The following is a 13,899-nucleotide window of genomic DNA, read 5'->3' on the forward strand; positions in this document are numbered from 1 at the left end:
TTATTCGGTGCAGTTGGGATAGACGGTGCAATCACGTCCATCTGGCATTTTAAGGGGCTTGAAGTCAGTAGTATTGCCTCTACAAAACGCGTAAGCGTCCTCAAGACTATCCCCCATACAACGTTTCCAACCACTGGGGAATTGCACCCAATTGTCGCCAACAGCTGGTCTTTCCACGCTTGAAATATTGAACACTACTTTTATCGTCTTTCCCGCGAACTCTGCACGTTGCATGGGACCTTTTACACTAGAGTCATTTGCCTGATCGGGTGCGGCAACAGACTTGCATTTCAGAATTTTCCCAATGTAACGATCAGGCCCCTCAGTGCGAAATAACCATTCGCACTGCTTTTGCAATACCAGTACAGGAGGAGGGCTTGGCGCTTCTGTGGATCCATCCCGAAAGGAAACCCCCGTGAATGCCCTGCCCAAATCGAGCCGGGCAGCTCCATATTTCGCGTCAACCTGATATGCAAAGTTATCAAGCACCAACGGGCAGCCATCTTCGTTACTAGTCAGTGGGACTTCAAAGTTTGCTGTCTGCGCTTCGTTACTAAGATCTTGTTTATAAAACTTTTTGCCTGGGTAGTTTCTTCCCTCGCGAGCCGGGACTGTGCAGCTTTCCCCCGTGCGAGGAACGTAGGAGGCCTCACCTTTAAATTTGAACCCCGGTGGCAACTCCGTCAGCAGCGTAAAACTGTCAGCAGGCTTGATGGCCGAACACCCGGAAACCGCTCCTGCCAAAGCAAACGCCCAAGGCAAGCGACTCAACAGCTGCTTAGCCACACAAAAACCCACAACTTCACTCACGCTCAGACTTACCCACACTCGCATCAAACACCCGCTGGGTCCGCGCAAAATGCTGCTCTGGCGTCTCACCCGGCAATGGCTGCCAAGCGACGTCATCCGCGCATTTGGGGTCAAGTCGCAGGCTGAGCATGAACTCACGTTGTTCCGGCGTGTTCCAGTGCCAGGCGTCAAGCAGGTCCATCTGTTCTTCCAGCCATTCGCGAACGTTGCGGGTTTCGGAAAGTTTGGCGGCGGCTTCGACGTGATACACCAGCAGCCAGCGTTTCAGGTTTTCGCGCAGGATGCTGCGACTGCGGTCGGGAGAGTTTGGAATGCGCAACCACGGCGCCGGATTCGGCACCGGGTACATCCCAGGCTTGGCGTTATCCGCACTTTTCCACTGTTCCTCATCCCAATACAGCACGCTGCTGATCGGGCCTAACAGGACCGGCCGTTCGGTTTCGCTCAAGTTGGCAATGCATCGGGCAATGACGCGATTATCCTGGAAGCGGAACAGCGAGCGCTCGCCGTCTTCGTCAATGACCATCCGCGCTCGCCAGTGTTGGGTCAGGCTGTCGAGGTCAGCCTTATCCATGCTGCCGATCCAGCCCCAGTTGCGCTGTGGCTCGTCCAGCAACTTACGGAAGGCCTCGGCGTCGGCGCTGGGCAGTTCGGTCAGCCAAGGGCTGATGGGGGCGAACTCGGCGTATTGGGTGCCTCGATAGAGTTGCACCGAGCGCTGCATCAGGCCGGCGCTGTACAACGACGTGACCGGGTTGGGCTCGGCGAGGCTGTCGAGGGCCAGGATCAGTACGCGATTGAGCCGGGCTTGCTCGCCGAGCCAGTTGTTAAGGGCGTCGCTCATGCTGTTGCTCCCAGGTCGCACTTGCCTTCACGGCAGGCTTCGCAAATCGGGCAGCGGATGTCGCCGGCGGCGCGGGCCGCTTTGGCCATGGCCATTTGTACGGCTGCCGGGACGAGCGGGGCGCCGGGCTTGTCCTTGGCGGCGGCCCATGGGATGACCGGGTCGAGAATGCCGATTCCGGTGCCTGCACCAGGAGCCCCCCCGGAATTCACCTTCACATTCGCGCCACTGATCGTCACGCCCCCCGCATCAACCTTCACAAAGCTCCCACCAGCCTTCGCCGTGAGCTCCATGCCACCCTCAACCACAACCTTTTCCCCAGCGTTGTAGTGAATCTCCTGCCCAGCCTCCACAAACTGCGCCGTCCCCACTTTCACATTCTGGGTAACAGCAACCGTCAAATGATCATCCGCCCGCGCTTCTGTCTTGCGATCCAGATGCGTAATGCGATGTTCTTCAACCTTGAACTCGCTGTAAGTATTCGCCTCAACGGTGTCATGCCGTTCATTGCCGACCCGAATCTTCTGGTCATGCTCAATGTTTTCATCCCAGTCGCGCTGGGCGTGCAGATAGATCTGTTCCGCACCTTTCTTGTCTTCAATCCGAAACTCGTTGTAGCCCTTGCCGCCCGGTGAGCTGAGCGTCTTGAACGTACTGCGGGTCTTGTTCGCCGGCAGGTCGTAGGGGACGACGTTTTCCTTGTGGTACAGGCAGCCGGTGACCAGGGGTTGGTCGGGGTCGCCTTCCATGAACGACACCAGCACTTCCATGCCGATGCGTGGGATGGCGATGCCGCCGTAGGCGTTGCCGGCCCAGCCGGTGGCGACGCGTAGCCAGCAGGTGGTGTTGTCGTCGCCTTGGCCGTCGCGGTCCCAGAAAAACTGGACTTTGACGCGGCCATATTTGTCGGTGTGGATTTCTTCGCCTTTGGGGCCGGTGACGATGGCGGTCTGGCTGCCGAGGACTTTGGGTTTCGGGTGTTCGAGGGCAGGGCGGAAGTGCGCGTCCCACGGGGTCGCGAGGAAGCGGTTGCGGTAGCCCTGGTGGAAATCGTCTTTGTTGTCGGTGACGTCGCTGGTGGTGTTTTCGCCGAGCACTTGCGGTTGTTTGCCTTCGTGGACGACTTCCAGCAACAGCCAGAGGTCGTTCCATTCGGCGCGCGGGTGTTCGCTCAGGGCCAGGAAGTGGCCGCTAACCAGAGTCGGTTCGTCGCTTTTGCCTTCGGCGAGTTTGTAGTCGCTGCGATGGCGTTCCAGCGCGCGGGTCGCCAGTTGCTTGCCGCGTTCGCGGTCGGTGAAGCGGCCGGGGTAGTCGTAGTCTTCGAGGTCCGGGGCGAATTCGGTTTTGGACGCGCCTTCAGGGAGGATGCGTGGTTTCTCGAAGTCGTAGTCCCGGCGGCTGACGCGGGTGGTGCGGGTTTCCAGGCGCAGGTTGAAGCGCTTGATCACTGTTTTTTCGGCGGCCATCCCGGAGTCTTGCTGGTAGCTCACGGGCGCGAGTTTGCGGAACACCGTCTGGTCGTCGCCGAACACCAGTTTGTGGCCGCTGGACGAGTGCTGGAAGTGGAAGTGAATGCCTTCTTCTTCGCACAGGCGCTGGACAAAATGCAGGTCGGATTCGTCGTACTGCACGCAGTAATCGCGTTCGGGGTAGATCGCGCCGAGCTGGAAGCTGTAGGCGTCGGCCAGAATGCCGCGTGCTTCGAGGACCTGGCCGATGATCTTCGGCACGGTCAGGTGCTGGAAGATTTGCTGGTCATGGTTGTGTCGCAGGTAGGCGAGTTGCGGCACCAGGCTGACGCTGTAGCGGGTCAGCTTCTTGCCGGAGTCGCCTTGCTCGATGCGATAGACCAGGCCGTGGATGATGCCTTTGCCGGTGGCGCCGAAGGTCAGGCAGCCAGGCTTGTGCAGCAGCTCTTCGAGTTTCAGGTCGGGGCGGGCGCTGACCAGTTCGATGTCGAAACAGAACGGTTGGTTGAGGGCTTCGCGACCGACGAAACTGAGCACTTGAAGGTCGGCGGAAACACCTTCCAGCGTGAGGGTGATATGGGTTGCGTTCGCGTCCAGCATGCCTTGAATTCCGTCCTTTGAATAAGCTGGGGCGGATGGTGCAGGATTAAACCGCCTCGTTCAAGGCGCAAATGCCCCAGGCGTGGAGTGCTTAGGGCATAGGGAAAACCCCTAAGTGCAGGGTTCTGGCCAATGAAGACGGGGAGTTGAGCCGCATGCTGCCAGGGTCAGGGGGGCGCTGGACGACGATTTCACTCAAGAACTAACAGTCATTTTCAGACTAACGTGCGCCTTCGACCCGTTCGCGGCGGCTAAACGCTTAGCCCACAAATCCCCTGTGGGAGCGAGCCTGCTCGCGATGGCGGCAGCACATTCAACATCGATGTGCCAGGAAGACCGCTATCGAGAGCAAGCTCGCTCCCACATTTGATCTGTGTTGCTCACCCAACTTGCGATCACTGCTGCAGAGCGTTGTCGTCAGTCACTCAAAGCCAATGCCAAAACCGACTCCAGAATCCCCGATTCAGATCGTTCTTGCACCCGGCGTACTGCTGCGCATACATATCGGATCGGCCCTGAACCTTGCCGGCCGTGGCCACCAACCAGGCTTTGCTGGCGAAGGTTTTCTGACGATACCCGCCCCATCCTTCGTGGTAGTTGAGGTATTGCCCGAAGGCGTCGTATTTGTATACGCCGTTGATTGACGTGGTTTTGTCCATGTACCAGCCGACGAAGTCGATGGCGTCATCGAATTTCTCGCGGTTGGCGCCGCCTCGGCCGGTACTTTTTTGATAGTCGGACCAGACCTCATCCTTGGCCTGGGCGTAGCCCGATGCCGTCGACACTCGGCCCCACGGGATTATCCAAAGCAGGTATTTGCGCGGCGTCTTGGCGTCGTGACGATAGCCGGACTCTTGATACATGATCGCGAAGGGCACCTGGATCGGCACGCCCCAGCGTTTTTGCGTGACTTGGGCGGCGTCGTACCAGTCGCTCTTTTCCCGGAAGATATCGCAGATATCATTGGGGGAGCGAGGTGGTGAGGTGCTGCAACCGGCCAGCAATGTCGTGAGTAACAAAAGTCCAGCCGTCTGCCTTGAGTTCAAAAGCCCATCTTCCTGTCATGCGCATAAAAAGGGCGATAGTTTACGCACTCGATGCGCGGACGGGGAGGGAATGTGAGATTGGCGGTGTGGGGTCGACCGCTATCGCGAGCAAGCTCGCTCCCACAGTAGATCTTATGCGAACACCGGTTTGGTGTTCGGCAACGATCCAATGTGGGAGCGAGCTTGCTCGCGATGGGGCCCTCAGGATCAGCGCAAATCCAACTGCTGCCGATACGGCAAATCCGGCCCGGTCTTGCTGCACGTCAACGCCGCCGCTTGCACTGCAAACTTGAGCATCGCATCAATCTGCTCACGGCTCAGCCGTTGCACACCGTCCACCGAATCCAGTTGCTGCTCGGTCAACCAGGTAATCAGCGCTGCCTGAAAGGTATCGCCGGCGCCCACGGTGTCGGCAATCTTCACCGAACACGCCGGCACCGACCACGAACCATGGGCACGGCTGAAGACAGTCGCGCCTTCGCCGCCACGGGTCAGGAACACCAGTTGGCAACGATGCTGGAGCCAGCCTTCGATCACCCGTTGTGGTTCTTGCTCGGGGTACAACAGGCTCAAGTCTTCATCGCTGACTTTGATCAGGTCGGCCAACTCCACCAGTTCCGCGATCCGTTCCCGCCACAGGAGGATGTTCGGTTCGGGATTCAGGCGTACGTTGGGATCAAGACTGATCAGGCGTTTACCACTTTCGCGCTGGACCAACGTCAGCAGCGTCTCGGCAATCGGCTGCACCACGAGCGAGTAAGAGCCGATGTGCAAACCGCGCACTTCAGGTCCCAGTTCCGGCAGATGCTCCAGGCGCAACTGCCGATCCGCGCAGCCTTCACCGCGGAAGCTGTAGTGAGGCGAGCCATTGGCGCCGACCGCGACCATCGCCAGCGTCGTCGGTGCGGCGAAATCCACCAGGTAGTCCGGGCGTACGCCTTCATCCTGCAATACTTGCTGCAAGCGACGGCCGAGGTAGTCGGTGGACAGCCCGGCAAACAGCGCCGCGTCCACGCCCAATCGGCGCAAACCCACCGCCACGTTGAACGGCGAGCCGCCGGCAATCGCCTTGAAATTCACTTTTGAAGCCAGACCACTGGCATCGTCTTCGCTGAAGAAATCGAACAGCGCTTCACCACACACCAGATACATAATTGTTCGCTCTTTAAAGGGTTGCGACATGCTGTTGATAGCGTTCGTAGGCCTGCTGAGCGGCCGCCACATTCTCGGCGATCGGCAGGGTTTCGCTGGCCATGTCGAGTTTCACGCAGCGCTCGCACAAATCTGCCAGCGTGCTTTCGTGGCCGTTAGACCAGGACTTGCACCACGCCGCTTGAATCGCCGCGCCGAGGGCGGCGGCTTCGCTTTGTTCGGTGCAGATGACCGGGGTGTTCATGATATCGGCGACGATCTGCCGCCACACCGGACTTTTCGAGCCGCCGCCGATCAAACAAATGCTGCGGCTTTGTAAGCCATTCTGACGCAATAGGTCCAGCCCATAACGCAAACCGAAGGTCGTGCCTTCGACCACGGCCCGGCACAGGTTGGCCTGGGTCAGGTTGGTCATCGTCAGGCCCAGCAGGCTGCCGGTGGCGTGGGGCAGGGCGGGGACGCGTTCGCCGTTGAGGAACGGCAGCATGCTGACGCCTTCCGCACCGATGGGCGCCTGGGCAACCAGATCGTTGAACTGTTCGATGTCCAGCGCGAACAGGTCGCGGATAACCCCGGAGGCATTGGTCAGGTTCATGGTGCAGATCAACGGCAACCAGCCGCCGCTGGAGGAGCAGAACGTCGCGACCGACGCGTCCGGGCTGACCTTGGGCTGTTCGGCATAGGCGTAAACCGTGCCGGAGGAGCCGAGGCTCATGGTGATCGCGCCGGGCTGGATGTTGCCGGTGCCGATGGCGCCCATCATGTTGTCGCCGCCGCCACTGGAGACCAGTGCTTGCGGGTTGATGCCCAAGTGCTCGGCGATGCTGGGCAGGATTGTGCCGACGGCTTGATGGGCGTCGATTAGCTCCGGCAGTGCCGCTTGCAGCCGGCCGGTCGGGTCGATGTCCCGCAGTATCTGCAAGTCCCATTGGCGGGTGCGCACGTTGAAATAACCGGTGCCCGAGGCGTCACCGTATTCACTGCAACTGCGGCCGGTCAGCCAATAATTGAGGAAATCGTGGGGCAGCAGGATTCGGGCGATCCGGGCAAAGATCTGTGGGTGTTGTTCTTTGGTCCACAGCAGTTTTGACACGGTGTAGCCGGGCGCGATGACAATGCCGAGGCGTTCCAACGAGCCTTTTTCGCCGCCGAGATGGGCGAGTAGACGATCGTTTTCCGCGGTGGATTCGGTGTCGCACCAGAGCTTGGCCGGGCGCAGGACCTGGCCTTGGTCGTCGAGCAGCACCAGCCCGTGTTGCTGGCCCGAGACGCCAATGCCGAGGATGTCCTGGCCGTCGACGTTGGCGGCGAGCAGGGCACGGCGGGTCGCCAGGGTGAAGGCTTCCAGCCATTGATTGGTGTCTTGCTCGCGGCGACCATTGGCACCGCTGATGAGCGTGTGGGCCGCGGCGCCCTGGCCCAGCACCTGACCGCTGACGGCGTCGAGGATGATGGCTTTGGTGCCTTGGGTGCCGCAGTCGATGCCCAGGAATAATTGTTGGTTTGCCATGGTAGATCCTTGGTGTGTCAGGTCGATCTTGGTGAAGCCATTCGCGGGCAAGCCCGCTCCCACAGGGGATTTTTAGTGAACACAAGTTTTGTGTACGACGACGATCACTGTGGGAGCGGGCTTGCTCGCGAAGACGGCAGTAGACTCACCGCCGCACTTACGCCAACACCCGCTCCAACGTCCGCGTTACCCCAACCTCTCGCAAGCTGTTGCAGCACCACTCAAACGCTGTCACAAACTCTGGCGAACGCGGGATCGCGGTGCCAAAGATCTCCTCAACCTCCAGCAACCGCTGAGTGATCAACGCGTCATCGGTCACCAGCGCCTGACAGAACGCCGCCCGTGGATCCGGAATCGAATAGGTATCGCCATTCTCATCCACACCCTTCAAGTACAACGCCCAAGCCGCCACCACCAACGCTGCACGCTTGGTCTCCTGACCGTCGGCAATCAAGCGGTTAAGCGTCGGCACGGTGAATTTCGGAAACTTCGACGAGCCGTCCGAGCACACGCGCTCCAGTTGATCGGCAATCGCCTGATTGGAGAAACGCGCCACCAGAGTGTTCTTGTAGTCGGTCAGATCAATCCCCGGCACCGACGCCAGTTGCGGCGTGACGTCCAGGTCCATATAAGCCCGCATGTAGCGCACGAACAGCGGGTCATTTATGGTCTCGTGAACGAAGCGGTAACCCTTCAAAAACCCCAGATACGTCAGGGCCAGGTGGCTGCCGTTCAGCAGTTTGATCTTCATCTCTTCGTAAGGCGTGACGTCGTTGGTGAACTGCACGCCAACCTTTTCCCAGGCTGGGCGACCGTTGACGAACTTGTCTTCCAGCACCCACTGCACAAACGGTTCGCAAACCACCGGCCAGGCATCGTCGACCGCATGTTTGTCGTGCAATTGCAGTTTGTGTTCAGTGCTGGTCATCGGCGTGATGCGATCGACCATGGCATTGGGGAAACTCACGTTCTGGTCGATCCATTCCCGCAAGTCGGCATCGCGCAGGGCGGCGAAGGCCAGCAATGCCTTGCGGGTGACCGCGCCGTTGTGCGGCAGGTTATCGCAGGACATCAAGGTGAACGCTGGCGTGCCGGCAGCGCGCCGCTTGGCCAGCGCCGCGCAGAGAAAACCGAACACGGTTTTCGGTGCATTCGGGTGCGCCAGGTCGTGCTGGATCAGCGGCAGGTGGGCCATGAACTCGCCGTTGCTGTCGTCGATGCAGTAGCCACCCTCGGTGATGGTCAGCGAGACGATGCGGATCTCGGGGTTGGCGAGTTTGTCGATCAACGCTTCGGCGCCGTCTTCAGCCAGCAACATGTCGCGTATCGAGCCGATCACCCGGACTTCGGCGTCGTCGTTGTCGCCCAGTTCAAACAAGGTGAACAGGTAATCCTGTTCCTTCAAATCGTCCCGGGCGCGGCGGTCTTCGGCGCGCAGGCCGACCCCGCAGATCGCCCAGTCCAGGCCTTCGCCGGTATTCATCAACGCATCGGTGTAATACGCCTGATGCGCCCGATGGAAACCGCCGACGCCGATGTGGGCAATGCCTTGGCGCGTGTCGCTCAGGGCGTAGGCGGGCAGGGCCACCTCGGGGGCGAGGCGATTGAGGTTCTGTTTATTCAGTTTCATCGCATAATCTCGTCAGGCTGCAGCGCGCAACGGGCGGGTCAGCGCCACGCCGTCGGCATCGAATAAATGGCAGTGTTCAGCGTCCAGGTGCAGGCTTAGCGCCTCGCCATAACGGCTGGCCAGGTCACCGCGAACGCGCATGGTCAGGGCTTCGCCGGACGAGGTCACAACGTGGCAGAAGGTGTCGCTGCCCAGTCGTTCACTGACGTCGGCGGTAACTTGCAAGGTGCAGTCGCCGGTTTGCGCCAGGTTCAGGTGTTCCGGGCGAATCCCCAGGGTCACCGCACCGCCGACACTCAGGTTGGCACCGCTTAGCGGCAGGGTGATGCGGGTGCCGGCTTCCAGGAGCACTTCAACGTTCTGGCTTTCGACGCGGGTGACTTTGCCCTTGAGGAAGCCCATTTTCGGCGTGCCAAGGAACCCGGCGACAAACAGATTGGCTGGCTGGTGATACAAGTCCAGCGGCGAGCCGACCTGCTCGATTTTGCCGCCATTGAGTACCACGACTTTGTCGGCCATGGTCATCGCTTCGACCTGGTCGTGGGTCACGTAGATCATGGTGGCTTTCAGTTCTTTGTGCAGGCGCAACAGTTCCAGGCGCATCTGCACACGCAGGGCGGCGTCGAGGTTGGACAGCGGTTCGTCGAACAGGAAGATTTTCGGGTTGCGTACAATCGCCCGGCCGATCGCCACGCGCTGACGCTGGCCGCCGGACAGCTGTTTCGGCTTGCGCTCAAGCATCGGCCCGAGTTCGAGGATGCGTGCTGCTTCGCCGACTTTCTTCTCGACTTCGGCCTTCGGAACACCGGCCAGGTCGAGGGCAAACGACATGTTCTTTTTCACGGTCATGTGTGGGTACAGGGCGTAGGTCTGGAACACCATTGCCAGGTCACGCTTGGCCGGACTGACTTCGGTGATGTCGCGGCCATCGAGTTCGATGGTGCCGCCGCTGACTTCTTCAAGGCCGGCGATCAGCCGCAGCAGCGTTGATTTACCGCAGCCCGACGGGCCGACGAACACTACGAATTCTTTGTCATTCACTTCAAGGTCGATGCCTTTGATGATGGAGAAGCCTTCGAAGCCTTTTTGCAGATTTTTGATTTTCAGGTTGGCCATGATGATGGGCCTCCGCTTTTAGTTATTCAGTTGGGCGCGCCTTTAAGATCAAAAGATCGCAGGCTGCGCCAGCTCCTACACGGAGATCGCGTGAACCCTGAGCTCTTTGTAGGAGCTGCCGAAGGCTGCGATCTTTTGCTTTTGATTCATTTCACGGCCCCAAACGACAGGCCGCGAACCAGCTGTTTCTGGCTGATCCAGCCGAAGATCAGGATCGGTGCGCAGGCCAGCGTCGACACGGCCGACAACTTGGCCCAGAACAGACCTTCGGGGCTTGAGTACGAGGCGATCAACGCGGTCAGTGGCGCGGCTTTCGATGAGGTCAGGTTCAAGGACCAGAACGCTTCGTTCCAGCACAGGATCAGTGACAGCAATACGGTGGAGGCCAGGCCGCCCTTGGCGATTGGCAGTAGCACCCGGACCATTTCCTGCCACAGCGTTGCACCGTCGAGGCGTGCGGCTTCGAGGATGTCTTTCGGGATGTCCTTGAAGTAGGTGTAAATCATCCAGACCACAATCGGCAGGTTGATCAGCGTGTAAATGACGATCAAGGCAATGCGTGTATCGAGCAGGCCGAAACTCTTGGCCAGCAGGTAGATCGGCATCAACACGCCCACCGGTGGCAACATTTTGGTGGAGAGCATCCACAGCAACGTGCCTTTGGTGCGCTTGGTTTCGTAGAACGCCATGGAGTAGGCCGCCGGCACCGCGATCAGCAGGCACAGAGCCGTGGCGCTGAACGAAATCACCACCGAGTTCCAGGCGAAGCTGAAGTAATCGCTGCGCTCATTGATGTGCAGGTAGTTCTCCAGCGTCGGCGTGAAGATGAACTGCGGCGGCGTGGCGAAGGCATCGATTTCGGTTTTGAAACTGGTCAGCACCATCCAGAAGATCGGGAAGAAGATCAGGATCGCGATGGCCCAGGCCAGGGTGCCGAGCAGCAGGCTTTGCAGACGGCGGGATTGTTGAAGAGTCATGGCGCAGGCCTCAGGCTTTGTCTGTCAGGTTTTTGCCGATCATGCGCACCAGCACGATGGCCGCGACGTTGGCAATCACCACCGCGATCAATCCACCGGCGGACGCCATGCCGACGTCAAACTGCACCAACGCCTGGTTGTAGATCAGGTAGGCGAGGTTGGTCGAGGCATAGCCGGGGCCACCGTTGGTAGTGGTGAAGATTTCGGCGAACACCGAGAGCAGGAAGATGGTTTCGATCATCACCACCACCGCAATCGGCCGCGCCAGGTGCGGCAAGGTCAGGTGCCAGAAGATCGCGATCGGACCGGCACCGTCCAGGCGTGCGGCTTCTTTCTGTTCCTGGTCGAGGGACTGCATGGCCGTCATCAGGATCAGGATCGCGAAGGGCAGCCACTGCCACGAGACAATGATGATGATCGACAGCAGCGGGTAGTGGGCCAGCCAGTCCACCGGTTGCGCGCCGAACAGCTTCCAGACGTAGGCGAGAATCCCCGACACCGGGTGGAAAATCAGGTTCTTCCAGATCAGCGCACCGACGGTGGGCATGATGAAGAACGGCGAGATCAACATGACCCGCACGATGCCGCGACCGAGAAACTCACTGGCCTCCAGCAACGCACTGATCAACACGCCGAACACCACGCTGATCAGCAGCACACTGCCCACCAGCAACAAGGTGTTGGTGGCGCCGGGCAGGAAGCCCGAATCGGTCAGGAAGTAGGTGAAGTTGTCCAGCCCGACAAACTCGTTCTCGCCGGGGTTGAGCAGGTTGTAGCGGATCACCGAGAAGTAGAGGGTCATGCCCAGCGGCACGATCATCCACAGCAGCAACATGGCCACTGAAGGCGTGACGAGAAACCAGCCGGGATTGGCCAACCGGCTTTTACGCACCGGTTGGGGAACTTCCATATGAGCTTTGGCAGTTGAAATATTCATGGCGATCAGAACCGATTGGGAACAGGCAGATGAAGATCAACTGTAGGAGCGAGGCTTTTGTGGCGAGGGAGCTTGCTCCCGCTGGGGCGTGAAGCGGCCCCAAAAGCTTTGCGACTGCTTCGCCGTCGAGCGGGAGCAAGCTCCCTCGCCACAAAAGCGGCCCCCACATTGGTTGCACCGATTACTTGGGATAACCGGCGCGCTTCATCTCACGTTCGGTGGTTTGCTGGGCGGCGGCCAGGGCCTGGTCGACCGTGGTCTGGCCGATCAGTGCTGCCGAGAACGATTTGCCGACCTGGGTGCCGATGCCCTGGAACTCAGGAATGGTCACCAACTGAATGCCGATATACGGCACAGGCTTGAGGGTCGGTTTGCTCGGGTCGGCGGCTTTTAGCGACTCGAGGGTCACTTTGGCGAACGGCGCGGCTTTCATATAAGCATCGCTATAGGTCGAAACCCGCGTACCTGGCGGCACGTTGGCAATGCCGTCCTTCTCCGCAACCAGCGCACCGTATTCCTTGGAAGTGGCCCAGGCGCTGAAGGTTTTCGCTGCGTCCTTGGCCTTGGAACTGGTCGGAATCGCCAGCGCCCAGGAATACAACCAGGCCGAACCCTTGTCGGTGGTCTCGTGCGGTGCATAGGTGAAGCCAACGTGGTCGCTGACTTTGCTTTGAGTCTTGTCGGTGACGAACGAGCCGGCGACGCTGGCATCGACCCAGATCGCACACTTGCCACTGTTGAACAGCGCCAGGTTTTCGTTGAAACCGTTGCTGGAAGCACCGGGCGGGCCCGAATCGGTCATGGTCTTGACGTAGAAATTCAGCGCGTTTTTCCACTCGGGGCCCGTGGTGAATTCCGGTTGCCACTTCTCATCGAACCAGCGCGCGCCATAGGCGTTGGCCAGGGTGGTGATCAGCGCCATGTTCTCGCCCCAGCCAGCCTTGCCGCGCAGGCAGATGCCGTACTGTTCTTTATCTTTGTTGGTGAGTTTGCTGGCGAATTCGCCGATCTGGGTCCAGGTCGGGTGCTCGGGCATGGTCAGCCCGGCGTCCTTGAACAGGTCAGTACGGTAATAAGTGATCGAGCTTTCAGCGTAGAACGGCAGGGCGTACAGCGAACCCTTGACCGACAGGCCTTCGCGCACCGACGGGAACACGTCGTCGAGGGCGTAGTTGGCTGGCAAGTCTTTCATCGGTTCCAGCCAACCCTTGGCGCCCCAGAGTGCAGCTTCGTACATGCCGATGGTCAGCACATCGAACTGCCCGCCCTGGGTCGCAATGTCGGTGGTCAGGCGTTGGCGCAGGACGTTTTCTTCGAGCACCACCCAATTGAGCTTGATATCCGGGTGCTCGGCCTCGAAGGTTTTCGAGAGCTTTTGCATGCGGATCATGTCGCTGTTGTTGACGGTGGCGATGGTCAGGGTCTGAGCGCCGAGGCTGACGCTACTGAGGGTCATGCAGGTGAGGGCAAGCAGAGCTTTTACAGAAGGTTGCATCGTGCACTCCTTTTCTGCACCCAATGAGGGCAGAAGGACAGTTATTGTTTTTGTGTCTTCCTGCGGAGGGAAGAATCTGCACTGATTACAGCCTTCAATTGAGTATGTGACAAATCATCCGTAGCACTTAAATCGATACTTTTTTGCACTGGGGTTTTTAGCGGAAAGTACGGGGTAGGGCTTTTTGGTGTTTGTCGACGATGAAATGCGTATAGGTTTCGATCGCCAAATGCAAAAGATCGCAGCCTGCGGCAGCTCCTACAGGGAAATGCGATCCATGTAGGAGCTGCCGAAGGCTGCGATCTTTTGATCT

11 protein-coding genes are annotated in these 13,899 nt (G+C 59.4%); all 11 read right to left on the reverse strand.

Annotated elements, in window-relative coordinates; genetic code table 11:
• Entirely contained in the window at positions 1 to 810 is an 810-nt protein-coding gene (locus AC1MEW_RS18535; RefSeq protein ID WP_480423123.1) for a hypothetical protein, read from the reverse strand.
• On the reverse strand, positions 803 to 1,654 hold the full coding sequence (locus AC1MEW_RS18540; RefSeq protein WP_480423124.1) for a DUF4123 domain-containing protein: 852 nt from the start codon (positions 1,652 to 1,654) through the stop codon (positions 803 to 805). The genes AC1MEW_RS18535 and AC1MEW_RS18540 overlap by 8 nt, the downstream gene beginning before the upstream one ends.
• Entirely contained in the window at positions 1,651 to 3,723 is a 2,073-nt protein-coding gene (locus AC1MEW_RS18545; protein WP_480423125.1) for a type VI secretion system Vgr family protein, read from the reverse strand. The genes AC1MEW_RS18540 and AC1MEW_RS18545 overlap by 4 nt, the downstream gene beginning before the upstream one ends.
• Before the next feature lie 425 nt (positions 3,724 to 4,148).
• Entirely contained in the window at positions 4,149 to 4,769 is a 621-nt protein-coding gene (locus AC1MEW_RS18550) for a transglycosylase SLT domain-containing protein (protein WP_201203380.1), read from the reverse strand.
• 207 nt (positions 4,770 to 4,976) lie between these two features.
• Positions 4,977 to 5,921: a carbohydrate kinase family protein gene (locus AC1MEW_RS18555; protein ID WP_480423126.1), complete on the reverse strand. Its 945-nt coding sequence runs from the start codon at positions 5,919 to 5,921 to the stop codon at positions 4,977 to 4,979.
• Between the two features lie 13 nt (positions 5,922 to 5,934).
• Positions 5,935 to 7,431, reverse strand: coding sequence for a xylulokinase (xylB, locus tag AC1MEW_RS18560; RefSeq protein WP_322268670.1), 1,497 nt, complete (start codon positions 7,429 to 7,431; stop codon positions 5,935 to 5,937).
• 157 nt (positions 7,432 to 7,588) lie between these two features.
• The gene (locus AC1MEW_RS18565) at positions 7,589 to 9,061 is read right to left on the reverse strand and encodes a mannitol dehydrogenase family protein (protein ID WP_480423127.1); all 1,473 of its coding nucleotides are present in this window, start codon (positions 9,059 to 9,061) and stop codon (positions 7,589 to 7,591) included.
• A 12-nt stretch (positions 9,062 to 9,073) separates the two neighbouring features.
• Positions 9,074 to 10,177 carry an ABC transporter ATP-binding protein gene (locus AC1MEW_RS18570; protein ID WP_480423128.1) on the reverse strand — a complete coding sequence of 368 codons (1,104 nt, stop codon included), beginning with the start codon at positions 10,175 to 10,177 and terminating at the stop codon, positions 9,074 to 9,076.
• Between the two features lie 146 nt (positions 10,178 to 10,323).
• Positions 10,324 to 11,154, reverse strand: a complete 831-nt coding sequence (locus AC1MEW_RS18575; protein WP_054046221.1) for a carbohydrate ABC transporter permease — start codon at positions 11,152 to 11,154, stop codon at positions 10,324 to 10,326.
• Positions 11,155 to 11,164: 10 nt separating this feature from the next.
• Entirely contained in the window at positions 11,165 to 12,064 is a 900-nt protein-coding gene (locus AC1MEW_RS18580; RefSeq protein WP_242486393.1) for a carbohydrate ABC transporter permease, read from the reverse strand.
• A gap of 208 nt (positions 12,065 to 12,272) precedes the next feature.
• Positions 12,273 to 13,586, reverse strand: a complete 1,314-nt coding sequence (locus AC1MEW_RS18585; RefSeq protein ID WP_480423129.1) for an ABC transporter substrate-binding protein — start codon at positions 13,584 to 13,586, stop codon at positions 12,273 to 12,275.
• Between the last annotated feature and the right edge of the window lie 313 nt (positions 13,587 to 13,899).

The organism is Pseudomonas sp. ASL4 (assembly GCF_056680395.1).